The 26,222-nt window shown below is 40.0% G+C and carries 22 protein-coding genes; 13 read left to right on the top strand and 9 right to left on the bottom strand.

Going from position 1 to position 26,222, the window contains the following annotated elements; translation table 11 throughout:
• Positions 1 to 86: 86 nt before the first annotated feature.
• The 5 genes from MKL33_RS16245 to recJ all read left to right on the top strand — a co-directional run bounded on the left by MKL33_RS16245 (position 87) and on the right by recJ (position 6,400).
• Entirely contained in the window at positions 87 to 884 is a 798-nt protein-coding gene (locus tag MKL33_RS16245) for an MBL fold metallo-hydrolase (RefSeq protein ID WP_270907347.1), read from the top strand.
• A gap of 194 nt (positions 885 to 1,078) precedes the next feature.
• A complete protein-coding gene (gene guaB, locus MKL33_RS16240) occupies positions 1,079 to 2,545 on the top strand; it encodes an IMP dehydrogenase (RefSeq protein WP_002121951.1) in 1,467 nt (488 codons plus the stop codon).
• Between the two features lie 149 nt (positions 2,546 to 2,694).
• Entirely contained in the window at positions 2,695 to 4,032 is a 1,338-nt protein-coding gene (gene glmM / locus MKL33_RS16235; RefSeq protein ID WP_032004989.1) for a phosphoglucosamine mutase, read from the top strand.
• A gap of 10 nt (positions 4,033 to 4,042) precedes the next feature.
• Positions 4,043 to 4,699: a pyridoxamine 5'-phosphate oxidase gene (gene pdxH / locus MKL33_RS16230; RefSeq protein ID WP_044099834.1), complete on the top strand. Its 657-nt coding sequence runs from the start codon at positions 4,043 to 4,045 to the stop codon at positions 4,697 to 4,699.
• Positions 4,700 to 6,400: a single-stranded-DNA-specific exonuclease RecJ gene (gene recJ, locus MKL33_RS16225; RefSeq protein WP_270907346.1), complete on the top strand. Its 1,701-nt coding sequence runs from the start codon at positions 4,700 to 4,702 to the stop codon at positions 6,398 to 6,400. It begins immediately after the preceding gene.
• Positions 6,401 to 6,445: 45 nt separating this feature from the next.
• Here the strand turns inward: recJ and MKL33_RS16220 are convergent, their stop codons facing one another.
• Positions 6,446 to 7,213: a putative porin gene (locus MKL33_RS16220; RefSeq protein ID WP_005078653.1), complete on the bottom strand. Its 768-nt coding sequence runs from the start codon at positions 7,211 to 7,213 to the stop codon at positions 6,446 to 6,448.
• Between the two features lie 336 nt (positions 7,214 to 7,549).
• A complete protein-coding gene (locus MKL33_RS16215; protein ID WP_068614271.1) occupies positions 7,550 to 8,407 on the bottom strand; it encodes a putative porin in 858 nt (285 codons plus the stop codon).
• A gap of 208 nt (positions 8,408 to 8,615) precedes the next feature.
• Between MKL33_RS16215 and prfB the strand changes: the two genes are divergently transcribed.
• The 5 genes from prfB to MKL33_RS16190 all read left to right on the top strand — a co-directional run bounded on the left by prfB (position 8,616) and on the right by MKL33_RS16190 (position 13,476).
• Positions 8,616 to 9,711, top strand: a protein-coding gene (gene prfB, locus MKL33_RS16210) for a peptide chain release factor 2 (RefSeq protein WP_099475557.1) whose coding sequence is annotated in 2 segments (ribosomal slippage) — positions 8,616 to 8,687 and positions 8,689 to 9,711 — 1,095 coding nt in all. Because the reading frame shifts where the segments join, the coding sequence is not laid out codon by codon here.
• Positions 9,712 to 9,932: 221 nt separating this feature from the next.
• Positions 9,933 to 10,235: an ArsR/SmtB family transcription factor gene (locus tag MKL33_RS16205; RefSeq protein WP_002121891.1), complete on the top strand. Its 303-nt coding sequence runs from the start codon at positions 9,933 to 9,935 to the stop codon at positions 10,233 to 10,235.
• Between the two features lie 28 nt (positions 10,236 to 10,263).
• On the top strand, positions 10,264 to 11,322 hold the full coding sequence (locus MKL33_RS16200; protein WP_206218697.1) for an alkene reductase: 1,059 nt from the start codon (positions 10,264 to 10,266) through the stop codon (positions 11,320 to 11,322).
• Positions 11,323 to 11,479: 157 nt separating this feature from the next.
• Positions 11,480 to 12,772 carry a 3-deoxy-D-manno-octulosonic acid transferase gene (locus MKL33_RS16195; protein WP_270907345.1) on the top strand — a complete coding sequence of 431 codons (1,293 nt, stop codon included), beginning with the start codon at positions 11,480 to 11,482 and terminating at the stop codon, positions 12,770 to 12,772.
• The gene (locus MKL33_RS16190) at positions 12,769 to 13,476 is read left to right on the top strand and encodes a 16S rRNA (uracil(1498)-N(3))-methyltransferase (RefSeq protein WP_262442040.1); all 708 of its coding nucleotides are present in this window, start codon (positions 12,769 to 12,771) and stop codon (positions 13,474 to 13,476) included. The genes MKL33_RS16195 and MKL33_RS16190 overlap by 4 nt, the downstream gene beginning before the upstream one ends.
• Here the strand turns inward: MKL33_RS16190 and MKL33_RS16185 are convergent.
• Complete coding sequence (locus MKL33_RS16185; RefSeq protein WP_086264730.1) at positions 13,456 to 14,436, bottom strand: mechanosensitive ion channel family protein; 981 nt, start codon at positions 14,434 to 14,436, stop codon at positions 13,456 to 13,458. The two genes, MKL33_RS16190 and MKL33_RS16185, sit on opposite strands and share 21 nt — an antisense overlap.
• 112 nt (positions 14,437 to 14,548) lie before the next feature.
• Positions 14,549 to 15,124, bottom strand: coding sequence for a DUF805 domain-containing protein (locus MKL33_RS16180; RefSeq protein ID WP_270907344.1), 576 nt, complete (start codon positions 15,122 to 15,124; stop codon positions 14,549 to 14,551).
• Positions 15,125 to 15,418: 294 nt separating this feature from the next.
• Between MKL33_RS16180 and acs the strand changes: the two genes are divergently transcribed.
• Positions 15,419 to 17,368, top strand: coding sequence for an acetate--CoA ligase (acs, locus tag MKL33_RS16175; protein ID WP_270907343.1), 1,950 nt, complete (start codon positions 15,419 to 15,421; stop codon positions 17,366 to 17,368).
• Between the two features lie 43 nt (positions 17,369 to 17,411).
• Here acs and MKL33_RS16170 read toward each other — a convergent pair whose 3' ends face one another.
• Positions 17,412 to 17,954 carry a cysteine hydrolase family protein gene (locus tag MKL33_RS16170; protein ID WP_057068968.1) on the bottom strand — a complete coding sequence of 181 codons (543 nt, stop codon included), beginning with the start codon at positions 17,952 to 17,954 and terminating at the stop codon, positions 17,412 to 17,414.
• A 105-nt stretch (positions 17,955 to 18,059) separates the two neighbouring features.
• On the opposite strand from MKL33_RS16170, the gene MKL33_RS16165 reads away from it, so the two are divergent.
• Positions 18,060 to 18,473 carry an Lrp/AsnC family transcriptional regulator gene (locus tag MKL33_RS16165; RefSeq protein WP_270907342.1) on the top strand — a complete coding sequence of 138 codons (414 nt, stop codon included), beginning with the start codon at positions 18,060 to 18,062 and terminating at the stop codon, positions 18,471 to 18,473.
• Positions 18,474 to 18,568: 95 nt separating this feature from the next.
• Here the strand turns inward: MKL33_RS16165 and sfnG are convergent, their stop codons facing one another.
• Both sfnG and msuE read right to left on the bottom strand, forming a co-directional pair.
• Complete coding sequence (gene sfnG / locus MKL33_RS16160) at positions 18,569 to 19,681, bottom strand: dimethylsulfone monooxygenase SfnG (RefSeq protein ID WP_270907341.1); 1,113 nt, start codon at positions 19,679 to 19,681, stop codon at positions 18,569 to 18,571.
• 44 nt (positions 19,682 to 19,725) lie between these two features.
• On the bottom strand, positions 19,726 to 20,463 hold the full coding sequence (gene msuE / locus MKL33_RS16155; RefSeq protein ID WP_005066848.1) for an FMN reductase: 738 nt from the start codon (positions 20,461 to 20,463) through the stop codon (positions 19,726 to 19,728).
• Between the two features lie 376 nt (positions 20,464 to 20,839).
• On the opposite strand from msuE, the gene MKL33_RS16150 reads away from it, so the two are divergent.
• Positions 20,840 to 21,490 carry a response regulator gene (locus MKL33_RS16150; RefSeq protein ID WP_002122041.1) on the top strand — a complete coding sequence of 217 codons (651 nt, stop codon included), beginning with the start codon at positions 20,840 to 20,842 and terminating at the stop codon, positions 21,488 to 21,490.
• Positions 21,491 to 21,533: 43 nt separating this feature from the next.
• Here MKL33_RS16150 and MKL33_RS16145 read toward each other — a convergent pair whose 3' ends face one another.
• The gene (locus MKL33_RS16145) at positions 21,534 to 22,301 is read right to left on the bottom strand and encodes a hypothetical protein (RefSeq protein WP_064784689.1); all 768 of its coding nucleotides are present in this window, start codon (positions 22,299 to 22,301) and stop codon (positions 21,534 to 21,536) included.
• A gap of 389 nt (positions 22,302 to 22,690) precedes the next feature.
• A complete protein-coding gene (locus MKL33_RS16140) occupies positions 22,691 to 26,188 on the bottom strand; it encodes a hybrid sensor histidine kinase/response regulator (protein ID WP_270907340.1) in 3,498 nt (1,165 codons plus the stop codon).
• Positions 26,189 to 26,222 lie beyond the last annotated feature (34 nt).

The following is a 26,222-nucleotide window of genomic DNA, read 5'->3' as shown; positions in this document are numbered from 1 at the left end:
GTAGTTTATTGCAAGAGTTACTGAATCCCTTTATTTTAGTATGGATATAAAAATATCTAATATTTAAAGTTTTTTTGGGGAATTGTATGGGGTTTGAAAAAACAACATCGCAGATATTATTTGATAATGGCGTACATAAATGTATTAGTTTTACCACCTTGGTTAAAGGGGAAGGCATCCAAGCCAATCAATTTTTAATTATTGACCATGAGCGCGCTGCTGTAATCGATCCGGGTGGCGATTTGACCTATGTTCCATTAACGATGGAATTAAATAAATATACACGTTTGAAAAATCTAGACTATGTGATGGCCTCGCATCAAGATCCGGACATTATTACTTCAATGCCACGCTGGCTGGTTTATACCGATGCTAAAGTCGTTGCATCAAAATTATGGGCACGTTTTTTACCGCACCTAAATTCCTCATTTATGAGTGAGCGTATGAAAGGGAATTGGGAAGATCGTCTTATTGAATTACCTGACCGCGGCCAAGTGATTACTCTAGGAGAATCCAAGCTTGTGGTAGTTCCCGCTCACTTCTTACATTCGGTGGGTAATTTTCAGTTTTATGATCCAGTTGCTAAGATTCTGTTTTCTGGCGATATGGGTGCCTCGATTGTTGAAGATGCTAATCAGCCTTTAAAAGATTTCGATACGCATGTCATGAAAATGAAGGCTTTTCACCAACGCTATATGTGTTCCAACAAAGTTATCCGTTTGTGGGTCAATATGGTGCGCCAAATGGATATTGAAATGATTGTGCCTCAGCACGGTAGTCCATTTATGGGTAAAGAAATGGTCAATCAGTTTTTAGACTGGATTGAGACCTTGCCATGCGGCGTAGATTTAATGACTGAGCAAATTTTTAGCTGTCCTACCTAAATATTATGACTAATGATCAACCCAGATAAAATTCTGGGTTGCAAAAACCTCGATTAAAAAATAACGTTAAAACTATAATAAGTGGGAATTATTTGGAGAAGCTCTATATCTATTGCTGAAAAAGGCAAAGATAATATGAAAATTGCATTGAAATTTGTTTATAATAGCTCACGGAATTTACCAGTGAGATTGTTATGCTGACCATCGTTCAAGAAGCGCTAACCTTCGATGATGTCTTATTACTTCCTGCCTACTCTACTGTTCTCCCAAAAGATGTCTCTTTAAAGACACGTTTAACTCGCGGCATTCATTTAAATATCCCATTAGTTTCAGCTGCAATGGATACAGTGACTGAGTCACGTATGGCGATTGCTATGTCACAAAATGGTGGTATCGGGATTTTGCACAAAAACATGGATATTGCTGCTCAAGCTGCAGAAGTACGCCGTGTGAAAAAATTCGAAGCGGGTATGGTGAAAGATCCTATCACTGTAACGCCTGAAACTACAGTACGTGAACTCATCGCAATTACCAGCGCTAATAACATTAGTGGTGTACCTGTTGTTAAAGACGGCAAGGTTGTTGGTATTGTGACAGGCCGTGATACGCGTTTTGAAACCAATTTAGAGCAACCTGTTAGCAACATCATGACAGGCCAAGATCGTTTAGTGACTGTACGTGAAGGCGAGTCTAAAGAAAATATTCAAGCATTATTGCAAAAACACCGTATTGAAAAAGTCTTGGTCGTTGGTGAGAGCAACGAACTTAAAGGCTTAATTACAGTAACTGACTTCCGCAAAGCTGAGAGCTATCCAAACAGTTGTAAAGATGATCTTGGTCGTTTACGTGTTGGTGCTGCGGTAGGTACTGGTGCTGATACACCAAGTCGTGTGGAAGCATTGGTTGAAGCTGGTGTTGACGTAATTGTTGTTGATACAGCGCATGGCCACTCTGCTGGTGTAATTGAACGTGTACGTTGGGTGAAACAAAACTTCCCTCAAGTACAAGTAATTGGTGGCAACATTGCAACTGGTGATGCTGCATTAGCATTATTAGATGCAGGTGCAGATGCTGTAAAAGTAGGTATTGGCCCTGGTTCTATCTGTACAACACGTATTGTGGCTGGTATCGGTATGCCACAAATTTCTGCGATTGACAGCGTTGCTAGTGCACTAAAAGATCAAATTCCTTTAATTGCAGATGGCGGTATCCGCTTCTCTGGCGATATGGCAAAAGCGATCGGTGCGGGTGCAAGTACGATCATGGTTGGTTCATTACTTGCGGGTACTGAAGAAGCGCCGGGCGAAGTTGAGTTTTTCCAAGGTCGTTACTACAAAGCATATCGTGGTATGGGTTCATTAGGTGCAATGGCGGGAGCAACTGGTTCTGCTGACCGTTATTTCCAAGATTCAAAAGCGGGTGCTGAGAAGTTAGTACCAGAAGGAATCGAAGGCCGTGTTCCATATAAAGGCCCAATGGGTAACATCGTTCATCAAATGATGGGTGGTTTACGTTCATCGATGGGTTATACAGGTTCAGCTGTGATTGAAGATCTTCGCCAAAATGCGAAATTTGTGAAAATTACTTCAGCAGGCATGTCTGAGTCACATGTTCATGATGTAACGATTACTAAAGAAGCTCCAAACTATCGTGTTGGTTAGATTTTCGTAACCAAAACAATGAAGAAAGCCGTCATTACACTGACGGCTTTTTGTTTTTGGTGTAAAGTAAATCTGACGAAAAGAGATATGGCGGAATTGCCATATATGAAGTAAGCCACGGCTGAAGTGGCGTAAAAATGAGATAAGCTATGAGTTATTTTGGAACGGATGGTATTCGTGGAAAATTTGGGCAAATGCCTATTACTCCAGAGTTTGCTTTAAAACTCGGTTTTGCTGCAGGGAAGGTATTAAAACGAACGAGTCCAAAAAATAAGCCACTTGTTGTATTAGGAAAAGACACTCGTTTATCTGGTTATATTTTAGAGTCTGCTTTGCAGGCGGGGTTAAACGCTGCTGGCGTATATGTTCATTTGCTTGGCCCATTACCGACCCCAGCAATTGCGCACCTTACTCGTGCTTTACATGCGCATGCAGGTATCGTGATTTCTGCATCACATAACCCATATTTTGATAATGGTATTAAATTTTTCTCAAGCGAAGGTAAAAAATTACCAGATGCTCTACAAGAAGAAATTAACCTCGAATTAGAAAAAGATTTGTTTATTGAGGACACGGCAAACTTAGGTAAAAGTGTTCGTGTAAATGATGCGAATGGTCGCTATATCGAATTTTGTAAATCTACTTTCCCTTACCACTTTGACTTAAATAATTTAAAGATTGTGTTGGACTGTGCTCATGGTGCGGCGTATAGCGTTGGTCCTTCGGTTTTCCGTGAGTTAGGGGCAAAAGTTGTTGCTTTATATAATGAGCCAGATGGTTTAAATATTAATGAAGGTTGTGGTTCAACACATCCTGAAAAACTACAAAAAGCTGTAGTTGAGCACGAAGCAGATTTAGGGATCGCCTTTGATGGTGATGCTGACCGTGTCGTGATGGTGGATAAGTTTGGTAACTTAATTGATGGCGACCATATCTTATATATTTTAGCGACTCAGGCTCAAAATAAGCCAGCAGGCGTAGTGGGTACTGTCATGAGTAACATGGCACTCGAAGTCGCACTTGAAAAAGCGAATGTTGGTTTTGTTCGTGCTAAGGTTGGTGACCGTTATGTATTACAAGCCCTAGAAGAAAATGGTTGGGTTACTGGTGGGGAACCATCTGGCCATATTCTAACTTTAGACAAGAGTACGACAGGTGATGCGATTATTGCAGCACTTCAAGTTTTAACCGTGATGGTCGAGCAAAATAAGGCTCTTCATGAACTGGTTCAAGACTTTAAACTATTCCCACAAATTCTTGTGAATGTACGTTTAGAACAAATGCTTGATCCGTATTCTATCCCTGCATTGGTTGCCGAGTTTGATAAAGCAGAAGCACAGCTCAAAGGACGTGGACGAATCTTGATTCGTAAGTCAGGTACAGAGCCTGTGATCCGAGTTATGGTCGAAGGTGATGATGAGCAAGAAGTGAATGCTTTAGCTCAGCATTTAGCAGATTCAGTTCGTTCACAAGCACAAGTCGCATAAGGTGCATGACATGAGTGATGTCATTAAAGATTTAAGTGAATTACGCTTAAGCTACGAGCAAGGAGAATTGCATGAGGGGCAGGTTGAATCTAATCCTCATCAGCAGTTTCTTGGTTGGTTTAACCATGCTCTAGCAGCCAATTTGCATGAACCCTATGCAATGTCATTAGCGACAGCAAGTGCGAATGGCAGACCTCATGTTCGAACAGTTTTGTTACGTGGGGCTACAGAGGCTGGGTATGATTTTTATACTAACTATGACAGTCAAAAAGGTATCGATTTGGCAGAAAACCCATATGCCGAATTATTATTTTACTGGCCAAGTCTAGAGCGTCAGGTGCGAGTTGGTGGTCATGTAGTCAAAATTGCTGAGCAAGAGTCTACAGATTACTATCGTAAACGACCACGTGATAGCCAGATTGCAGCGCATATCAGTACGCCGCAAAGTGGTAAGATTGAAAGCCGAGAGCTGTTACAGCAACGTTTTCAAGACTTACAACAGCAAGTTACAAGTCGTGAAGTGCTTGATAAGCCAGAGTTCTGGGGAGGTTATCGTCTGCAGCCAGATTACTATGAATTCTGGCAAGGACGACCAAATCGTTTACATGACCGCTTGAGTTATGAAAAAATCGACGGTCAATGGACGTTGCACCGACTGATGCCTTAAATGACAAAAATACAAATCAAACAAAGACCTTTATTGACACGCCCTGAACAGTTTCAGGGCGTGCCTCCGTTTATTGCCGAAATTTTGGCAAGGCGTGGGGTACAATCTGAACAGGAATTAGAATTAAAGCTTAAGAATTTATTAGCTCCACAGCTCAAGGGATTAGAAACTGCTGTGGCATTAATAGATCAAGCTATTGATGAGCAGAAAAAAATTGTTATTGTCGGTGATTACGATGCCGATGGAGCAACCAGTACAGCGTTAATGGTATTGGTGCTTCGCGATATGGGAGCACAAGTCGACTATTTGGTTCCAGACCGATTTAAATACGGTTATGGACTTACTCCAGCAATTGCAGAGCTTGCACATCAAACTTATCAACCCGATTTATTAATTACTGTCGATAATGGGATTTCCAGCCATGCTGGTGTTGATGCTGCACATGCACTGGACATGCAAGTGGTTATTACAGATCACCATTTAACCACTAAAGAAACACCGCTTGCAGAAGCAGTTGTAAACCCAAATCAGTTAGGTTGTGAGTTCCCAAGTAAGGCGCTTGCAGGTGTTGGCGTTGCATTTTATGTGCTGGCCAATTTAGCAAGTTTACGTAGTAAGCAAGGTAAAAGTACGAGTAAAGTCACTCAATATCTAGACTTGGTTGCTTTGGGAACGTATGCCGATGTTGCTGTCCTAGATTATAACAATCGCATTTTGGTTGATGCAGGTGTAAAACGTATTCAACAACATCAATGCCGAGTCGGAATATTGGCGTTGCTAGATATTGCTGGCCGTGAAGCTTCATCTTTGCGTGCACAAGATTTAGGTTTTGTTTTAGGTCCGCGTATTAACGCTGCTGGACGCATGGAGAGCATGCGTATAGGCATTGAATGTTTATTAGCTGACACTATGGAATCTGCCTATCCAATCGCGAGACAGTTAAATCAATTAAATATAGAGCGCCGTCAAATCGAAGGGGAGATGAAGCAACAAGCCTTGTCTGCTTTAAATAGCCTGCAGCTCTCAAAGGAAGACGTTCCTCCAGCTCTTGTACTCTTTGAAGAAAACTGGCATCAAGGCGTGATTGGGATTGTAGCGGGGCGTTTAAAAGAGCAGTTTCATCGTCCCACTATTGTGTTTGCACCTGATGAAGATGGTATTCATATAAAAGGGTCTGCACGTTCAATTGATGGGGTGCATATTCGAGATACGATTGAACAGGTTGCTGAACAACATCCAGAATTGGTGAGCCATTTTGGTGGGCATGCAGCAGCAGCAGGTTTAACCATACGTAAAGAAAACTTCGAAGCTTTTAAAACTGCATTTACCAATTGCATTGCAGCAATGGAAGAATCTTTGTTTCAAGCAACGCTATGGACGGATGGAGAACTCCCTGCTTCGGCTTTGCAACTAAATACATTAGATTGGATAGAACAGTTGGGGCCTTGGGGACAAAAATTCCCTTTTCCTCAGTTTGAGGGGCATTTTAAAGTTATTGATTATCGCTGGCTTAAAGAAACGCATTTGAAGCTTAAATTAGCACTCGACCAATACAGTTTTGATGCAATTGCTTTTAATGCAGCAGGCCGTTTTGAATTTGACCCAATGCGGGATTATGTACATTTAGTCTATGAAATAGATCGTAATGCATTTAATGGCAATGTGAATTTACAATTACGCATCGTACATTTAAACCAATAAAAAAATCCGCTCAATTGAGCGGATTTTTTATGACTTTAGGCTTGATTAGAAGCGGTATGCTGCACGAACACCATAAGTGTTGTCGTTATCACCAAATCCAACACGGCCTTCAACACTTACTTGCTGATTTAAGAATTTTTTAGCATTGATACCAAATTCATCTTTATCAGTTAAGTCGTTGTTGTAGTAATCAGCACCAACACTTAAAGTTTTGTCGATGTAGTAGTCACCACGAACTTTATATTCGTCTAGGTCACCGAACGCACCGAACGCTTCAAGGTTTACGTCATGTTGACCTACTTGAGTTACGTATTTAGCACGAACTGTTGGATCAGCGCCGTCTTTGCCGTCTTTTTCGTCGTAGCCTTTAACACCTAGAGCAAGTAATAAACCTGGAGCTGGTAAATAACCTACTTCAGCTGCATAAGTAGTTACTTTGCTGTCAATATTGGTATTGTCGACTTCACGCTCATTTCGACCTACATCACCACTAAGGTAGAAATCTGAGTTAGGAACGTAATATTCAACACCTACGCCATATTGAGTATCTTTTGTACCGCTGTTATCGCCATAGTTGATAAGGGCGTTAACGTTACTTGCACGGCTTAAGAAAGCTGCTTCAGCAAGTGGAGCGTTACGAGTTTGAACAGGATTAAAGTAATAAGTCCCGTCAACACCGAATTTACTTACGCTGCTACCGTTGTCTGGATCAAGATAATTGTAAGAACCACCAACTTCAGCTTGGTAAGCGTTTGCTGCGCCACTCACTGCGAGTGCAGATAAAAGAGCTGATGCAATTGCTAGTTTTTTCATGGAATCTCTCCCCTCTAAAAAGCGATTTTATAAATGTTTTGTTACAACTTTTAGTCTAGACGAAAAAGCTTTGTCGTCAATCTTGCGCAAGTAACCGTACTGTAACCGTGTGATATTTATGTAAAGTAATTTAATTTAAGATATTGATTTTAAAATATAAAAACATAATGTTTTATTTTATTAAAATTGAGGAGATTTTGTGTAGATCATAAAAAATGCTGTAAAAGTACCCAATTTTGTATGAGGATGTTACTAATTAATCTTAAGATAAAATGAAAAATGCCCAAGGAAAATTCCCTTGAGCATTCATATTTTTTAATAATAGATACTTATGGCTTAGAAACGGAATGTTCCATTAATACCAAAAGAGTCAGCATCATCAACAGTTGTATAAGTTAAGCCTACTGCTACTTGAGGTGTAAAGAATTTCTGTGCGCGAACACTAAAGATTGTATCTGAATCTTCTGCTGTTGAATCTGCAAAAGATGCTCCAATACTTAAAGTAGGATCAAGATAGAGATCTGCACCTAAACGATAAGTGGTTTCATCACCAATATAGGTTTGTCCTTCAAAATTAGTATAAAAACCTGAAATTTGAGTAACATACTTGGCGCGTAAAGTTACGGCAGTATCATCATCTTCACCAGTTACGGCTACGGCATTTGAAACCGTAGTAGTGAAGCCATATTTAGCGGCTTGTATTGGATCAAAGCTTTCAGATAAATCCGTTACACCAGCAGCCAATAACAAGCCATCGGTTGGTAGGAAACCGACCTCTACAGCATAGCCGTTGCCACTATCATCAACCGAACCAAAATCATTTGCAGAGACTTCGGTTTTTGTGCGGTTAAATGCGCCTGATAAATAGAGTGGGGTATTCGGAATAAAGTATTCACCTGTAATGCCTACAGAACTAAATTCGAGTTTTCCAAAGTCTTCATCATCTTCTAGTTTGCTATATGCATATCCTATTCCAATATTTGAAGATTTATTTAAAAAAGCAGCTTCAGCTAAAGGGAAAGTTTTTGCTTCCACAGGATTAAAATAATATTTACCGTTAATCCCGAAGCTATTATTTTCTCCACCATCCATATCTGTAAATTCGTACATTGTACCAACTTCAGTTTGATAGGCATTTGCGTTGAAAGCACATACAGTTGTGACAAGTGCAAACAAAAATTTTGATTTTTTCATGGATAAAGCTCTAGAGTAATATATGTTATAAAGTTATTAAGATTTAAGTTGTTAATTTTAATGCATTTTTAATGGGTAAATCAATAATATTATATTTATTTTTCATTAATGAGATATTGAAAATCAATATGTTTGAGGGCTTTTGTTTGAGTATGGCAAGCTATGCTAAAATAATTGACTGTTTATCTGCTCTTATGGGAACACTCGCGTGGAAATTAATCCTTATCTAAACCAATTGAAAGACTTAACTGATCGTAGCCAAACACTACGGGGGTATCTTTGACTACGATCTGAAAAAAGAACGTTTAGAAGAAGTTTTACGTGAGTTAGAAGACCCTGCGATCTGGAATGATCAAAGCCGTGCTCAGGCGATGGCGAAAGAAAAGGGCGAACTAGAAAACGTTATTAATGTATTGGATGGCTTATCTACACAGCTTGAAGATGCAAAAGCGATGTTAGATTTGGCTGTAGAAGCGGACGATGAAAGCCTGCTTGAAGATGTTCAGTCTGAGCTTGGTGCTGCCGAAGATGAACTGGCTAAACTTGAATTCCGTCGTATGTTTAGTAACCCGATGGACCCGAATCCTTGCTATGTCGAGATTCAATCAGGTTCAGGTGGTACTGAAGCACAAGATTGGGCGTCTATGCTTTTACGCATGTATATGCGCTGGATTGAACGTCATGGTTTTAAAGCAGAACTTATGGAAGTGTCTGACGGTGACGTAGCTGGTATTAAATCAGCAACGATTCGTGTTGAAGGTGAATATGCCTATGGTTGGTTACGCACAGAGTCAGGTGTACACCGTTTAGTTCGTAAATCACCATTTGACAGTGGCAACCGTCGTCACACTTCATTCTCTGCGGTATTTATTTCACCAGAAGTTGATGACAATATTGAAATTGATATTAACCCTTCTGATGTTCGTACCGATACTTACCGTGCGTCTGGTGCAGGTGGTCAGCATATTAACAAAACCGACTCGGCTGTACGTTTGACTCACATCCCAACAGGTATTGTGGTGGCATGTCAGAACCAGCGTTCGCAACATGCTAACCGTGACCACGCATGGAAACAGTTACGTGCGCGTTTATATGAATTAGAAATGCAAAAACGTAATGAAGCAGCTCAAGCTCTAGAAGACTCGAAGTCTGATATTGGTTGGGGAAGCCAAATTCGTTCATATGTATTAGATGATTCTCGTATTAAAGATTTACGTACCGGTGTTGAAAACTCTAATACAGGTGCTGTTCTTGATGGTGACCTTGATCGTTTTATCGAAGCGAGTTTAAAGCAAGGTTTATAAGAGTCTGCTGAACTTTTAGTTTAAATACAGTTCATCTATGAATATGTAGAACTCTTGGATTTTTAGCGATTAAAACGGCAAAGCAGTTCAGTTTTCGAATATTAATCGAAAAAATACGATATGAATATCGAAAAAAATAGATATGAATATCGAAAAAATGCGATATTATATTTTCGAAATGCTGAACAAAGCTTTGTTCGTTTAAAAGACGTGTTGAGCCTATGGATATTGATGCAATTAGCAAAGCCCTTTCCAATCCGCTCCGTCGGCAGATTTTGCAATGGTTGAAAGAACCTGCGCATTATTTACCGGTGGAAGAGTGTGGTGGTAGTTTTGAGAAGGGTGTTTGCGCAGGTCATATTGAACGTTTGGGTAAAGTAGCTCAGTCTACGATGTCTAATCATTTGTCTGTGTTACAACAGGCGGGGCTTATTCAGGTCCAAAAATATGGTCAATGGTCTTATTTTTCACGTAACGAAGCTTTGATTCAGCAATATATCGAACATTTAAAACAAACACTTTAAATTATTAAAAGTGTAAGTCGAGGCGATTATGGCTGAACTCAATACTCCTTTAACGGTTGGTGATTTTGAAATCAAAAATCGATTGGTAATGGCTCCATTAACGCGTGCGCGTAGTGGTGAAAGCCGAGTGCCTAATGATTTAATGGTTGAATACTATCAACAACGTGCAAATGCTGGCCTAATCTTGACCGAAGCAACAGTAATTGGTTCAAAAACTGTGGGTTACGCAGACACCCCAGGGTTATGGTCACAAGAGCAGGCACAAGCTTGGAATAAAATTATTGAGGCAGTTCATGCTCAAGGTTCAAAAATTGTAGCTCAACTTTGGCATGTAGGTCGTATTTCGCATCCTGAACTTTTAGATGGTGATATTCCTGTTGCACCAAGTGCAATCCAACCTGCGGGTGAAGTGAGTTTATTGCGTCCTAAACGTCCGTATGTAACACCGCGTGCACTTTCAATTGAAGAGATTCAAGAAGTTATTGCTCAATACAAACATTCAGCAGAACTGGCTAAAGCAGCAGGTTTTGATGGTGTTGAATTACACGCAGCAAATGGTTATTTAATTGACCAGTTCCTTCAAAGTAATACCAACCAACGTGATGATGAATACGGTGGTCCTGTTGAGAACCGTGCACGTTTATTATTAGAAGTCGTTGATGCATTTATTGAAGTGTGGGGCGCTGGCCGAGTAGGTGTTCATATTGCACCGCGTGGTGATTCACACGATATGGGTGATGAAAACCCATTAGCAACTTTTGGTCATGTAGTTGAACAACTTAACCAACGTAATGTTGCTTTCATTTTCTCTCGTGAATATGAAGCTGCTGACAGCATTAGTCCTAAACTTCGCGAAAAATTTAATGGTGTATGGATTGCCAATGAGAACCTAACACCAGAATCAGCAAAACGTATCTTGCGTGAAGGTCAGGCAGATGCCGTATCTTTTGGTAAAGCATATATTGCTAACCCAGATCTTTTACAGCGCTTAGAACAAGACTTGCCATTAAATGAACTTCAACCAACGACTTTATACGCTAAAGGTGCTGAAGGTTATACAGACTATCCAACGCTGGAAGCGTCATAATATCTTTGAGATTTCGATTTACTGACCTATTTCATTTCTTAAGTCAGTAAATCGCTTTTCTTGTAATGGTAGAGTTTAGGTATCGAAACTCTGCCATTTTTTCTATCTATGTTATATTTTCCCCAGTTTTAAATTTTGACTATTTGAGGCAAACCGCTTGGCGACCCCTTTTTGGTATAACACCGCACTCCATTTATTAAAACCTTTTTACCAATGGCGGATAAAAAAACGTGCAGAAAGCCAGGAATTATATAATCAGGAATGTCTGGAAAGATTTGGGCCGTTTGAATCTCCGAAAAATTTGAGAGCAATTTGGTTTCATGCTGTTTCGGTCGGAGAAACCAATGCAGCGCAGCCCTTAATTGAACATTATCTTAAACTTGGTCAAGCCGTATTAGTTACCAATACAACGAAGACTGGGCAGGCGCGTGCTAAATCGTTATTTTTAAAATCACCTTATTTAGATTTATTTCAAGCAGTTTATTTGCCGGTTGATCAAAAGCACCTCTTAAAGCAATTCTTTGAGTTGTACCAGCCAAAGCTTTTAGCATTGGTTGAAACTGAGCTTTGGCCAAATCTAATTGATCAAGCCAAGCTACAGCATGTACCTTGTTTATTATTAAATGCGCGGTTATCAGAAAAATCAGCGAAAGGTTATCGCCGCGTTTCAGGTCTAACAGCGGAAATGCTGAAACAAATTGACTGGGTGCTGGCACAAGATAATGCTACTCGGCAACGTTATATCGAACTTGGCTTAGATCAACAAAAAAGTCAGGTGGTTGGAAATATTAAATTTGATATTCACGCACCAGAAGTATTTATAAATCAAGCTGAAAAGTTACACCAGCTATGGTATTTGGGGCAACGCAAAATCTTAACAATTGCCAGTACACATGCACCTGAAGAACAACAAATTTTGCAAGCGCTCGAACCTTATCTAAAGTCAGATCCAAATTTAGTTTGTATTGTTGTACCTCGGCATCCTGAACGTTTCGATGAAGTTTTTGAAATCTGCCAAGACCTAGATTTAATTACTCATCGTAGAAGTTTGAATCAAAGTATTCATACGAGTACACAAGTTTATCTGGCTGATAGCATGGGTGAGCTTTGGCTATGGTATGCCTTAAGTCAGGTCTGTTTTGTTGGTGGATCACTTAACGAACCAGGCGGGGGACATAATATTTTAGAACCTATGGTTCTGAATGTGCCGACCGTAATTGGACCGCGTTATTTTAATTTCCAAACCATTGTTGATGAATTTATTGATGAAAATGGTGTACTGATTGCCCAAGACGCCGAGCAAGTTGTAGCAATCTGGATGGCTTGTTTAGCCGAGCCGGAAGAAGCAAAGCAGGTGGTTGAGCAGGCGCATAAAGTTTTGCAGCGTAACCAAGGTTCATTACAGAAACATATTGGAGTAATTAACCGGTATTTGGCCGAAAAACCATGAATATCGTTTTACTAGAATCTGAAGATGTTCAGTCAGAGTTGTGGTCAATCCGTTCAAAGCGCCAATTACAGCATTTGCGTGAACACCTTGATATTACGGTTGGCCAAAATCTAAAAGTTGGTATTCGTAATGGTGCACGTTATACCACTGAAATCGTTTCGATGAATGAGCAAGAAGTTTGTATACGGCCTATTCGTGATGAAGCAGTACCTGCAAAGCTTCCAGTACATTTAATCGTAGCTTTGCCAAGGCCCAAAGTTTTACGCCGTTTAATTATGGACAGTGTGACTTTAGGGGTTGAAAGAATTAGTTTGATTCATAGTTACCGCGTAGATAAAAGCTATTGGCAAACTCCATTTTTACAACAACTTGATAACTATGTGACTTTAGGTCTCGAGCAAGCAGGCGACACCATTGCTCCTGAAATTCAATTATATAAACGCTTTAAACCTTTTGTTGAGGATATCCTACCAAGCTTAATTTCAAAAGAAAGTCCCGCTTATGTGGCTCATCCTTATGCCGGGCAGAGCATGCCAGTTAATATTCCACATGCTTGTAGTGTAGTCGTTGGACCCGAAGGCGGCTTTATTCCGTATGAAGTTGATTTGCTCACAAAAAACGGCTGCCAAGCTGTGAGCTTAGGCAACCGTATTTTAAGAACTGAAACGTCTATTTCTTATATTTTAGGTCGTCTCTTTACTTGATAGTTCAGGGTTTAACGGTGGCTGATTTGCAGCCATTTTTAATTCCTGAATAGGGTAAGGAATATTAATGCCATTTGCATTGAACGCTTGTTTGACTTGAGCTTGAATAGTGCTCGTAGATGACGAAATGTCAGTTTCAGTGGTATCCACCCACCAACGGACAGTCAGGTTAACCGAGAAATCTGCTAAAGCTGTAACGTTAACCGAGAAGGCTGGCTGACTCAGTACATTTCGGTCATTATTAAGAATATCTAAAATAATCTGTTTGGCTTTTTGTTCGTCGTCATCATAACCAATTCCGACTACAAACTCACAACGTCGTTGTTGATAGGCAGTATTTACAGTTAATGCACTTGTATAAACAGTTGCATTTGGAATAACGATACGGCGACCATCGGGTGAGCGTAAGAATGTTGCACGAATCTGAATATCTTCAACAGTTCCTTCAAGTGAATTGACTACGATGGAGTCACCAATACGGAATGGCTCACTTAATAAAATCAAAATACCCGAAAGCAAGTTTTGGAAAATATCTTTAAATGCGAAACCAATTGCAACCGAACCGATTCCAAGTGCACTCATGAGTTGTCCTGGTGTAAACCCTGGAACCATGATGACTAATGCAATTAAGAAACCAAAAAATAAAATGGTCGTACTTCCTACACGATTTAGAACCAAAACTAGGTTTTGACGCGTGTAAGAGCGGTTTTCTAAAGTTTTACGAACAAAGAATTTAAATAATTTGGTCAGTAGCCAAAAAATAATAAAAACGATAATCGCGATACAAATATAAGGTACACGTTCCCAGAAGCTATCCACGATTTTATCAATAGTGGTATAGGCATCATGATACTTTTCGGTATGCGCTAGAACCGTTTGAGTGGTTTTAGTACCTGCTTCTTGCAAAAGTTCACCTGTATTTTTTGCAACATCCGTTAAGGAGTTTTGTTCATCAGCCACGACAAGTCTCTATTTAAAAAATGATGAAAGCGATGATTGGCTTTCATTATAGTAGGAGATAAAATGTGCGCCTACTATAATGAGTTCATCTAAATAATAAAGTGTTTTTTAATTAAAAGTATTCCGTTCCTTTTTGTAAGATTTGTGTCGGCGTTTCTATAGTATCGGTACCAGAGAAATAGTAAAAAAAGCCTGCGGTAGAAATAAGGCTAATTAAAATAGCGAATAAGATAAACCAAGCCATTAACTTTTCGATGAACGTTGATGATCGAGCTGGACCATATTGATTTGGACCTGCTGTACCTGAGGCAAGCAGTAAATAAATCATAAAAAAGAATTGAATAATAGGAATGAATAACAGCAACCCCATCCAGCCACTTTTATTTAGATCGTGCAAACGTCGTACTACGAGAACAACATTTAAATAAATCAGGAACAGCCAAAAAGCCCATACCACCAAAGCACTGAGGCCAGAAAGAGAGCTATAAAACTCAAAATTAAATAAATTACTTGAAAGTTGAAAACTTCCAAGAAGTGAGGACAAAATAAAATAGCCCACAATTGTGACTAAATAAATCAGTCCATACCCACCTAAATAACTCATACGGTTAAAACGGCCATGAATTGAAAAAGGGCTATCTTTTAAAGGGAGTTGTGGTGGACGTGAGGAAGTCGTTTGGGCAAACATATTATTTTATTCCTAGGTTGCATATGAGAGACAAAATAATCTTTGTTGATGATCAAAACCATCAAATATTGAAAAAATTATAAAAGTAAAAGCTATAGACAAATGTTTTAAATCAACTTAATTTTATAAAAATGTTCATAATTTCGTATGCTTGAGTAAGTGGTTAATATATGACCAAAGTCGCATTGTCTAGGCTTTGAAAGAGTCATCATACTGAAAAGGCATACAAATAAGATCCAGTAAAATAATAGCCACAGTCTCGAGATGGGATGCACAAGATCAAGGAAGTTGCGTATGAATGAGATCTATCCAGTACCAGAGGAATTTAAAAAGACAGCTCGTACTGTTGAAGCAGACTACTTTAAACGTTATCAACACTCTATCGAGAACCCGGATGAATTCTGGGCAGAGCAAGCTAAAATTGTCGATTGGATAAAGCCATTTACCCAAGTTAAAAATACCAGTTTTGACAAAGACAATTTCAAAATTGAATGGTTTGCTGATGGTGAGTTGAATGTATCAGCAAACTGCCTAGACAGGCATCTTAAAGAACATCCGCATAAACCTGCAATTATTTGGGAGGGTGACCATCCTTCTCGTCATAAAATTGTCTCTTATAAAGAATTACACGATGAAGTCTGCCGTTTTGCTAACGTTTTAAAGAAATATGGCATTGGTAAGGGTGACCGCGTTGTGCTGTATATGCCGATGGTGACTGAGGCTGCAATTGCCATGTTAGCCTGTGCACGTATTGGTGCTGTTCACTGTGTAGTGTTTGGTGGGTTCTCGCCAGATTCTTTGGCAAGTCGTATTGAAGACAGCCAAGCGAAACTGGTGATTACCGCAGACTCAAGTCTACGTGCCGGAAAACTATTACCACTTAAAGAAAATGTTGATTTGGCTTTAGCGTTGCCGGGTACTGAGTGTGTTGAAAATGTGATTGTGGTTTACCGTAATGCAAACCCAATTGAAATGAAGCCGGGCCGTGATTTGTGGTATCACCTCATTATTATGGAAGTGGATGCAGACTGTCCTCCAGAACCAATGAAGGCAGAAGACCCTTTATTTATTCTCTATACCTCAGGCTCAACAGGTAAACCGAAAGGTGTGTTGCATACGACAGGCGGTTATTTAGTTTATGTAACCAGTACCTTTAAAGAGGTTTTTGATTTAAAACAAGACGATGTGTACTGGTGTACAGCTGATATTGGCTGGATTACAGGGCATAGTTATCTAATTTATGGGCCGCTGGCAAATGGTACGACGACTTTAATGTTTGAAGGTGTGCCTCAATATCCAACATGGGCTCGTCTTGGTCATGTGGTCGATAAACATAAAGTTTCTATCTTATATACAGCACCAACTGCGATTCGCGCCATGATGCGAGAAGGCGATTCGTATGTACGCGAAAGTAACCGTAGCAGTTTGCGTTTACTTGGTTCGGTTGGTGAACCAATTAACCCTGAGGCTTGGAACTGGTACTACAATGTCGTGGGTGAAGGCCGCTGTCCAATAGTCGATACATGGTGGCAAACTGAAACAGGTGGTATTTTGATTGCGCCATTACCGGGGGCAACAGCGTTAAAACCGGGTTCGGCAACGCGCCCATTATTTGGTGTTCAGCCAGCGATCGTAGATGGTGAAGGAAATGAGCTAGAGGGTGCGGCTGAAGGTAATCTTGTGATTAAAGATTCATGGCCGGGCCAGATGCGTACTATTTGGGGTGATCCAGACCGCTTTATTGAGGCGTATTTCTCGACCTTTAAAAATACTTATTTTACGGGTGATGGTGCTCGCCGTGATGAAGATGGTTATTACTGGATCACAGGGCGTGTTGATGATGTCTTAAACGTTTCAGGCCACCGTTTAGGTACTGCTGAAATTGAAAGTGCTCTTGTTTCACATGAATCAGTAGCAGAAGCAGCAGTGGTGGGCATGCCGCATGACATTAAAGGGCAGGGTATTTGTACTTTTGTGACCTTGCAAGCGGGCGTTCCAGAGTCGGAAGAGCTGCGTAAAGAGTTAATCAACTGGGTACGTAAAGTGCTTGGACCTGTAGCTTCACCAGATGCATTACACTGGGCACCAGCATTACCTAAAACGCGTTCGGGTAAAATCATGCGCCGTATTTTAAGAAAAATTGCAGCGAATGAATTAGATAGTTTAGGTGACACTTCAACTTTGGCTGAGCCTGCTGTGGTAGATCAGTTAATTGCAACGGTTTATCCTGATAAGCAAAATTAATTTTAAAAAAAGCCCCAATGGGGCTTTTTTTATTGAGCCTTATTTAAGATTTCGCTAGAAAATCCGCAGTATTTTGTACATTTGCAAACGTACTCAGCGCAGTTAAAAAAGCAGTTTGTACGTCTTCAGCTTTTACAGTTTTTCCGTCATGACTTAAATCGCGAGTTGCGGTTGCATCTGCAATTAAGATGGGTTGATAGCCAAGTTCTTTAGCTGCACGTGTACCTGAATCAATACACATATGCGTCATCATGCCTGTAATCACGAGTTGCTCAATTTTATGTTCTTTTAAAAGCTCATCTAAATTGGTTTCTAAAAAACTGTTTGGATAATGCTTTGTCACGATTAATGAATTACTGCCAGCACTAAGTTCAGGATGAAGTAAAACCCCATCTGTATTTTCTTGGAAGAAACTCGCTTGTGGTGGATTAATATGTTGTACATAAATAATCGGTAAGTTTTTCGCTTTAAAATATTGTTCAAGCTGCTTTATTTTATCGAGCGCTTGCTCTGGTCCAACTAATTCCATTTTGCCATTTTTAAAATAATCATTTTGTACATCGATAACTAGTAGTGCTTGTTTCATGAGGTCACTCTTGTTGATATGAGATAAAACAAGATTATTCTCTGCTTGAAAAATCGGCTATAGTCAGATGAAAGCATTATCGCCAGTTTTCTTTCGCCATGAAAAATGAATATTGAATTAGACCCGATTGATCTAAAAATTATTGCATTGCTTAAACAAGATTCCCGTCTGACAAATAAAGAAATTGGGCAGCGTGTCTATCGAACAGGGCAGGCGGTGGGCGCTCGAATTGCTCAGTTAATGGATGCTGGTGTTATCAAAAACTACACCATTGCTGTTCAATATTCGCATAAACAATTTATTCACTTGCATTTAAATGAACAACGCGCATTTGAAGAAATTGAAAATTTGGTTAAGCAATATGAACAAATCGATGAATGCTTTAAAGTCATGGGCAATGCTTGCTATATGATTGTCAGCCATTTTGAACCCGCTGCCTTAAATGAATTTATCGAAAAACTTTCAAAATGGTGCCGTTACTCAGTTGAAACTGTGATTCGAGAAGTCGAGAAATCTTAAAAAATAAAGGCTCCAAGCCGAGTCTTGGAGCCAATAAATTCTTTATTTTTAATTTATTGTTTTTATTATCTTGCACTGTTTTAACTGTGGGGTGTTTAGGCTGATTTAGCTTGAATTTCTACCTCCTTTTCCTGTTGAAGTTCTAACTGACGAACGAGCGGCAGAACTTTTTCTCCGAAATATTCCACCTCTTCAATAAAGTGTAAAAATCCGGAAAGAATCAAATCAACACCTACATTTTTGAGTGCCACAATACGCTCTGCAATTTGCTGCGGCGTACCAATTAAATTGGTTTTAAAGCCATCGTTGTATTGCACTAAGTCTTCAAAACTTGATTTTGCCCAGTTACCTTGTTGCTCTGGTGAAGCAGCACCTGCTTCACGTGTAGCATCTCCAAATGCATTTACGGCTTCAGTGTTGGCTTTATCAATAATTTCTTGAAGTACCGCTTTTGCTTCTTCTTCAGTATCTCTAGCAATAATGAAAGCATTTACCCCAATTTTGACATAGTGATTATTTACTTTTGCTTTAGTACGAATGTCTTCTACTTGTTTTTGAATTTCTTCGACCGTATTGCCGTTGGTAAAGTACCAGTCAGAAACACGAGACGCCATGTCACGTGCAGCACGTGAACTACCACCTTGGAAAACTTCTATATAAGGCTTTTGCAGAGGTTTTGGTTTAAGTGTGTAGTTTTGGAACTGATAGTATTTACCATCGAAACTAAAGTTATCGGTGGTCCAGATTCCTTTTAGAGTGCGAATAAATTCTTCAGAGCGAACATAACGTTCATCATGCTCAGGCCACTCTTCACCAATGGCATCAAACTCTCCTCTAAACCAACCACTCACTACGTTAATCGCAATACGGCCTTGAGTTAAATAATCAATCGTTGCAAGTTGTTTAGCGGCAAGTGCCGGTTTCCAAGGGCCGGGGAGAATCGCCGCAATGACTTTCAGTTTTTCAGTTTTTGCTAGTAATGCATGACTGAAACTTACCGATTCATGTTGGTTTTCTGCCCCGTACCCCGCCGTAAAACGAATTTGGGTGAGCGCATATTCAAAACCATTGTTTTCGGCAGCCTGTGCAAGTCGAACATTGTAGTCATAACTCCAGTCTGTACGCTGTTCGATGTTACTCACTACAAGGCCACCGCTTACGTTTGGTACCCAATAAGCAAATTTAATTGGTTGTTGTAATTGCGTCATGGTTCGCTCTCCCCATTCGTTCTTTTTATTTAGCTACATTGCGCTTAGGCAACATGTGTTAATGATTTGCCAGACTTGTGATGCAAACGAGATTCTGCCGCATCAAGGTCTGGTACAGCCGCTGAAGGTAATACTTCTTCTTGTTCAATTTGCTTGTTAATACCAAGCTCTTGATTTGCTTGCTGTGATTTAGATTTAACCACTTCAGCGCGTTTACCTTTCGCTGGCGCCCATTCTAAAATTGGCAATGCGCGTGCCACTGCTAACGTAATCCGGTCTGATAGTTGCTCGCTTTTCACCGTATATTCCGGAGTAAAGTCACGATCTGTCGCATATACGCCAATTGGTAAAGTTTGTGCTTGGAAGAAACTGAACAATGGGCGAAGTTGATGTTCAAGTACAAGTGCATGACGATCACTACCGCCCGATGCTGCTAAAAGTACAGGCACATCGACTAAAGCAGTCTGTTCAACAAAATCGAAGAAATGTTTGAAAAGACCTGTAAAAGAAGCACGGTAAACGGGTGTACCTACAATTAAAGCATCAGCTGCTTCAACTGCTGCAAGGTCATCTTGTACACGCTGTGGAAGTTGGTTGCGATAAAATGCGCCGCCTAATAGAGGCCCGATTTCGCTTAATTTAATAAAGTGAACTTTAATATCGATTGCTTCTGATAATTCATCAAGAATGGCTTGAACCAGACTTTCCGTTTTAGATGGGGTATTTAAGCCACCAGAAACAGCAACGATATTTAAAGGTTTTGGTGATGTGATACCAGTCATAATTTGGTTCCTAAGCCTAAAACAAGAGATTGGACTTATTAATCAACAACGACGGTAAACTGTAAAATAACGAAATTGGTCAACCTTATCAGTTTTAAATATAAAAGATAAATAGTGGATTTTTATACTTTGTTTTTTTATTAAGTTGCTGTTTTTATTTTATATAATTATAGGTGATATATTTTTTATAATAAAAAGGAAGCTTATATAAAAAACAGATTAATTTTGATTAAAAGTTAAAAAACATCTGAAAATCTTGGCTAAGTTCTGCATTTATCAACATTTTGCATAAAAATGGATAAGATGAACGTATCTTTCATCTAAATAGTAGGGTTACAATAGGCCATACTTATGCTCAAGATTACTTTAATCGCTTATGAATATTTTAATCGTTGATGATCATCCTTTGTTTCGTCATGCTTTAATTCAAGCAGTACGTTATAGCCTGCCACAGGCACAAATTCATGAAACAGCCTCGGTTGATGAGTTTTATGAGCGTTTGGAAAATGGGGCAGAACCTGATCTAGTATTACTCGATTTAAATTTACCGGGTGCTTCAGGCTTTTCGGCTCTGGTTTATGTAAGAGCACAGTATCCATCTATTCCGATTATTGTTGTTTCTGCACATGAAGAAACTTCAATTATTCAGCGTGCAATTGCACATGGTGCAATGGGTTATATTCCTAAGTCGGCTCATCCAAGCCATATTGGTGAAGCGATTCGTCAAGTCTTAGAGGGTGATATCTGGTTGCCACCTAACTTGCCATCTAATCTTAACCTTGACCCAAGAGCAGCAGATGAAACTGCTTTAGCTGAACGTATTCAATCGTTAACACCTCAGCAATTCCGTGTTTTGATGATGGTTGCGGAAGGCTTGTTAAACAAACAGATCGCATACGAGCTTGATGTTTCAGAAGCAACGATTAAAGCTCACGTAACGGCTATCTTTAGAAAATTAGGTGTGCAAAACCGTACACAAGCCGTATTGGCAATTAGTGCACTCAATATTGAAGATAAGAAAATTTAAAAGAAAAAAAGACCTCGATTGAGGTCTTTTTTATGGGTGCTACTTAAGCAAGGCAATCTTGCTTTGGTGTTAAGCTGTCGCAGTACAATGGATTAAGCGCGCATTGCAAATCATCAATTTGTTCCTGAGTCACATAGCGTTTCATTTTTAAATATTCAGCCACGCGGTCATCACGCAAGCTTAAGAACGCCGCATCATAAACACCTAAATCAACAAATAGAGCAGCTGTTTCTAGGCTGTTGAATCTATCAAGGAAAATATCGTTGCCATACATTAAGAAGATGTGGTCGAGTTTTGCTTTTTCATCAACATGTAGACGTTCAGCAAGTTGATCTGGGTGCGTTTTAATAAAGAGTAAATCAGACAATTCATCAAACTGCGTCATATCTAACTGATTCTCGCCGAGTTTGACATGACCAAGCCAAGCTTTGAAAACGAGTACAGCACCGCCACGAAGTAGCATACTCCAGATTTGATGGCGTGTGTCATGGTCAAGATTTTCACTTTCAGCACTAAGAACTTTTAAGAAATTTTCTTCTTGTTGTGCCAATTTATCAAATAAACCTAAACCTTGGGGATGATAAGCCGCAGGTGCAAATACATCAAAATTTAGATCATGAAATACATTAAGTGCTAGCGGGACGGCACATTGATAAATTGTATTTAACGCTTTGATGTTTGCTTCATTGAGCTTGCTGTGAGGGAAAATACTTTGCCAATCTAGTTCAGGAAGTAAAGCATTGGCACTGTATTGGCGATAAAACTGTTGAGACGAAAGTTGGCCTTGTGGGCTGTTATCAGAAATATTCATGGCAATTGTCCTTTGCATTAATTCGTGAGCAGGGGTGCTTAATATGGAAATGGGTTATAAAAATGACTGTACATTTAAGAAATAGGTTTTGAATATTTATGTGTCAGGAAGAATGCAAGTAGAATACGACTAAAGTCTTATATGGTTGTTTTTGACTAATTATAATTTTAAAAAACAGTAATTTATGAAATTGTAACTAAGTATACAAGTGTTCACTTACAAAAAAGGTGAGCTTTGCCATAGAAAAAGATTCATTGGAAATTTTGGTCAATGATTTACTGGGTAAAAGTAGACTTTTTGAGCAGTTCTGCCTATTGGCTTAAATTAGGTCAATAATTTTTGCCAAAAATCTCTCCCAAACTTATTAAAAGGTTTGGGAGAGAAAATATTTAATCTACCTCACTGGCAATTTTAAGTCCCGATAACCATGCTCTTAGAGAAGCAGGCTTAAGTGGTTTTTTGAGTAAAACAATATTCAGTTCTTTCAATTGTTGAGGTAACTCAGGATGAGAGTCAGCAGTAATTAAAGCAACTGGAACATCATGCTGGCGATTTTGCATAATAAAATCGACACCGAGTTGGTTGTTGTTTAAATGCTGATCGATAAGCCAGACCTGAATATTTTCTTTTTGAATAATTTCAAGTGCTTGTTCAGGTTCAGTGGCTTTAAAAACCTCATACCCCCATCGACCTAATAAGCTACTCATACCCTCAAGAATGGTTTCATCATTGTCTAAACATAAAATCCGATAGGCTTTGGTTTTTAAAGGTACTGCCTGTACGGTTGGGGTTATCATTTTTGGAGCTTCTACCACCGGAACCTCAATCATAAAGCAGGAGCCTTTATCGAGTTGTGAATAGACATGGACTGGATAATTCAACAAACCAGTCATGCGTTGCACAATAGCAAGACCCAAACCTAAACCTTGCTCACCCCACGGTGATAAATGCCCACAGCGTTCGAATTCTTGAAATAGTTTAATACGTTGCTCTTCGGCAATTCCGGGACCTGTATCCCAGACACCAATTCGAATGTGTCCAGGTTTTTGTGCTGAACGTAATACACCAACAATCACTCGGCCTTTGGCTGTATAGCGTAAAGCATTACTTACAAAGTTTTGAATAATGCGTCGTATCCACTGTGGATCTGTGTCAATCCAGAATGATACATCGTGAACTTTTAATAAAATATTTCGCTGTGCAGCAATCGATTTAAACTGTAGTTCGAGGTCGCTTAATAAATCGTGCAGAGGATAAGGCTGTCTTTTGGGTTGTATGGTGCCGCCTTCCAAACGCGCAATATCGAGTAGAGCAGAGAGCATGCTTTCTGCACCATACAAAGCACGGTCAAGTTGCTGTAGAGTTTGACGGTCTTCTTCGGTCGCAATGCTTTGTTCAAGAACAGTACTAAACAGACGGGCAGCGTGCATTGGTTGTAATAAGTCATGACTTGCCGCAGCAATAAAGCGGCTTTTTGACATATTAGCCATATCGGCTTGTTCGCGCGCGAGCTGTTGCTCGGTTAAGGCATCGGCAAGTTGTTGGGTTCGGTCTTTTACACGGGCTTCGAGTATTGCCTCATTCGCACGGAAAGCAGTAATGTCAGCGAAGGTAGTTACAAAGCCTCCACCTGAAATAGGATTACCGCGCATTTGAATAACGCGTCCATCTTTACGGATTCGTTCAAATTCATGCGCACTTCCGACTTTCATCCAGTGCAAACGTTTGCGAACATGTTCTTCGACTGAACCGGGGCCGCATTCGCCACGTTCAGCGTTATAACGAATCAGATCGGCAATTGGACAACCCACATAAACTAAATCTTTAGGGTAGCCAAATAGTTTTAAATATTGGTTATTCCAAGCCACCAAACACATGTTTTTATCAACCACGCTCACCCCTTGAGTCATGTGGTCAATCATGGTCATCAGTAAGTTTTGATTAAAACGTTGCCATTGCGAGGCTTGGTCTAAAATATTGGCGACTTGGCCTAATGCCAAACCATTGTTAATCATTGCTGTGGTAAGTAACGTACGTGCAGAAGCAGCCCCAATAATGCCAGCTAGATATTGCTCGGTGAATCGCCACCACATCCCGTTGGCGATACTATTTGGATTAAGCGTGAGATGATTTTGCTCACAAAAGTTCTCGAACGCTTGTGTTGTGGGTTGCTCACCTGTAATTCTTTTAGCAAGGGCGAACAAATCGCCTACTTTTAAACGTGCAGCATCGTGCGGTAAATAAGTTAAGTCGGTAGAAGTGTGCGGTGATGGCAGGGGCTTAGTTTCGTAATAAAAAAAGCTTTCTGCCTGAATTTGTTCTGCCACACTTGGGCGGTAAAGTTTAGAAATCCAAATATATAAAACAATATTTAAACCGAGTGACCAGATTACACCGTGTGTAAGTGGTGCAAATGACTCAAAGCCAAAAAGTGACTCTGGACGTAAGGCGTTAATTCTAAAAGGGCCAAAAAGCAAAATACTTTGGGCTGTTTCTTGATAGGCTTCTGGTAAACTACGTAAGATGGTTGGAAATAGTAATGTGTAACTCCACATTAAAAAGCCAACAATAAGACCTGCATAAACGCCTTGGCGACTTCCACCTCGCCAATACAATCCTCCAATTAGTGCAGGAGCGAATTGAGCAACCGCACTAAATGCCAATAAACCAAATACTGAAAGCTGGTTAATATCATTAAAGAAATGGAAGAATAAAAAGCCAAGTAACATCACCGCGACAATACTAATACGACGGCTGAATTTAAGAACTTTAGGTAAATGTTTATCGTGACGTGATAGCAGCTTAAAACGCCATAGTGCGGGCATAATCAAGTCATTACTGAGCATGATAGATAATGCAACTGATGACACCAGTAACATGCCTGTTGAGGCAGAGAACCCACCTAAAAAGGCCAGTAGGGCTAACCATTCTTGGTTATAACTCAATGGTAATGAGAGTACTGCCACATCAGGCACAGTTAGGAACTTTGGCGCTGCATGCAAAGCCCAGCTTGCAATCGGGATAATAGCTAAAATCGTTAAAATGAGATAAGCCGCAAACCATTTACGTGCACCACGAATATGCTTTTCATCGCGTAATTCGACAACAGCCACATGAAACTGACGGGGTAAACAGATAATTGCCAGACCTGCCAATAATGTCTGAATCCAGAAAGTTTCAGGCACCCCGAATAACTGAACTTCTTGAAAGGTTTGGTTTACGTCGGCTGAGACTTGTACTAAGTTCGCGGGTGCTTCAAAAATAAAAAATAAAGCGACACAGATTAGGGCGAATAATTTTACAAAAGATTCAAATGCCACCGCTAACATGAGGCCACCATGCTGCTCAGTGTTTGCAATCTGCCTTGTACCGAAGATCATGGCTAAAATCGCAAGGACACTAGTTAAAAGCAAAACGCTATTGGTGGTCGTATGAATATGAGCATTTTGCTCCAATATGACTGATGTACTTAAGGCAATTGCGCGTAACTGTAGGGCAAGATAGGGAATAATCGCAATAACTGCCAAGATCGTAACCAGTGAAGCCAAGACGCCGCTTTTGCCATAACGTGCAGCAACAAAGTCAGCAATTGAGGAAATCGCGTGGTGTTGACGTACTCGGCCTAAACGTCGCCAGATATCGTAACCAAACCAAACAAATAACAGCGGGCCTAAATAAATAGGTAAGAAAATGACGCCTTCTCGGACGGCAGCTCCGGTTGCACCATAAAATGTCCAAGATGAACAGTAAACACCTAAGGTTAAGCTGAACAAAAACATGCGGCCACGTGTACTTAGGCGACTGGCATGCTTTTCGCCAAAAAAAGCACAAATGAATAAGAGTGCTATATAAAGTGTGAGTACCCCAATAATCAGCCAGCTGTTCATATGACCTACATGATTAAAACCTTGTGCCTATCAT

Source organism: Acinetobacter sp. AOR43_HL, assembly GCF_027854635.1.
GTDB lineage: Bacteria > Pseudomonadota > Gammaproteobacteria > Pseudomonadales > Moraxellaceae > Acinetobacter > Acinetobacter pittii.
Note: the sequence above shows the minus strand (reverse complement) of the source record. Positions and strands in the feature narration are given on the sequence as shown.

What these genes read in the sequence shown, in the direction of transcription:
- MKL33_RS16245 (WP_270907347.1), top strand. Translation starts at nt 87, where the DNA reads ATGGGGTTTGAAAAAACAACATCGCAGATATTATTTGATAATGGCGTA.
- guaB (WP_002121951.1), top strand. Translation starts at nt 1,079, where the DNA reads ATGCTGACCATCGTTCAAGAAGCGCTAACCTTCGATGATGTCTTATTA.
- glmM (WP_032004989.1), top strand. Translation starts at nt 2,695, where the DNA reads ATGAGTTATTTTGGAACGGATGGTATTCGTGGAAAATTTGGGCAAATG.
- pdxH (WP_044099834.1), top strand. Translation starts at nt 4,043, where the DNA reads ATGAGTGATGTCATTAAAGATTTAAGTGAATTACGCTTAAGCTACGAG.
- recJ (WP_270907346.1), top strand. Translation starts at nt 4,700, where the DNA reads ATGACAAAAATACAAATCAAACAAAGACCTTTATTGACACGCCCTGAA.
- MKL33_RS16220 (WP_005078653.1), bottom strand. Translation starts at nt 7,213, where the DNA reads ATGAAAAAACTAGCAATTGCATCAGCTCTTTTATCTGCACTCGCAGTG.
- MKL33_RS16215 (WP_068614271.1), bottom strand. Translation starts at nt 8,407, where the DNA reads ATGAAAAAATCAAAATTTTTGTTTGCACTTGTCACAACTGTATGTGCT.
- MKL33_RS16205 (WP_002121891.1), top strand. Translation starts at nt 9,933, where the DNA reads ATGGATATTGATGCAATTAGCAAAGCCCTTTCCAATCCGCTCCGTCGG.
- MKL33_RS16200 (WP_206218697.1), top strand. Translation starts at nt 10,264, where the DNA reads ATGGCTGAACTCAATACTCCTTTAACGGTTGGTGATTTTGAAATCAAA.
- MKL33_RS16190 (WP_262442040.1), top strand. Translation starts at nt 12,769, where the DNA reads ATGAATATCGTTTTACTAGAATCTGAAGATGTTCAGTCAGAGTTGTGG.
- MKL33_RS16180 (WP_270907344.1), bottom strand. Translation starts at nt 15,124, where the DNA reads ATGTTTGCCCAAACGACTTCCTCACGTCCACCACAACTCCCTTTAAAA.
- acs (WP_270907343.1), top strand. Translation starts at nt 15,419, where the DNA reads ATGAATGAGATCTATCCAGTACCAGAGGAATTTAAAAAGACAGCTCGT.
- MKL33_RS16170 (WP_057068968.1), bottom strand. Translation starts at nt 17,954, where the DNA reads ATGAAACAAGCACTACTAGTTATCGATGTACAAAATGATTATTTTAAA.
- MKL33_RS16165 (WP_270907342.1), top strand. Translation starts at nt 18,060, where the DNA reads ATGAATATTGAATTAGACCCGATTGATCTAAAAATTATTGCATTGCTT.
- sfnG (WP_270907341.1), bottom strand. Translation starts at nt 19,681, where the DNA reads ATGACGCAATTACAACAACCAATTAAATTTGCTTATTGGGTACCAAAC.
- msuE (WP_005066848.1), bottom strand. Translation starts at nt 20,463, where the DNA reads ATGACTGGTATCACATCACCAAAACCTTTAAATATCGTTGCTGTTTCT.
- MKL33_RS16150 (WP_002122041.1), top strand. Translation starts at nt 20,840, where the DNA reads ATGAATATTTTAATCGTTGATGATCATCCTTTGTTTCGTCATGCTTTA.
- MKL33_RS16145 (WP_064784689.1), bottom strand. Translation starts at nt 22,301, where the DNA reads ATGAATATTTCTGATAACAGCCCACAAGGCCAACTTTCGTCTCAACAG.
- MKL33_RS16140 (WP_270907340.1), bottom strand. Translation starts at nt 26,188, where the DNA reads ATGAACAGCTGGCTGATTATTGGGGTACTCACACTTTATATAGCACTC.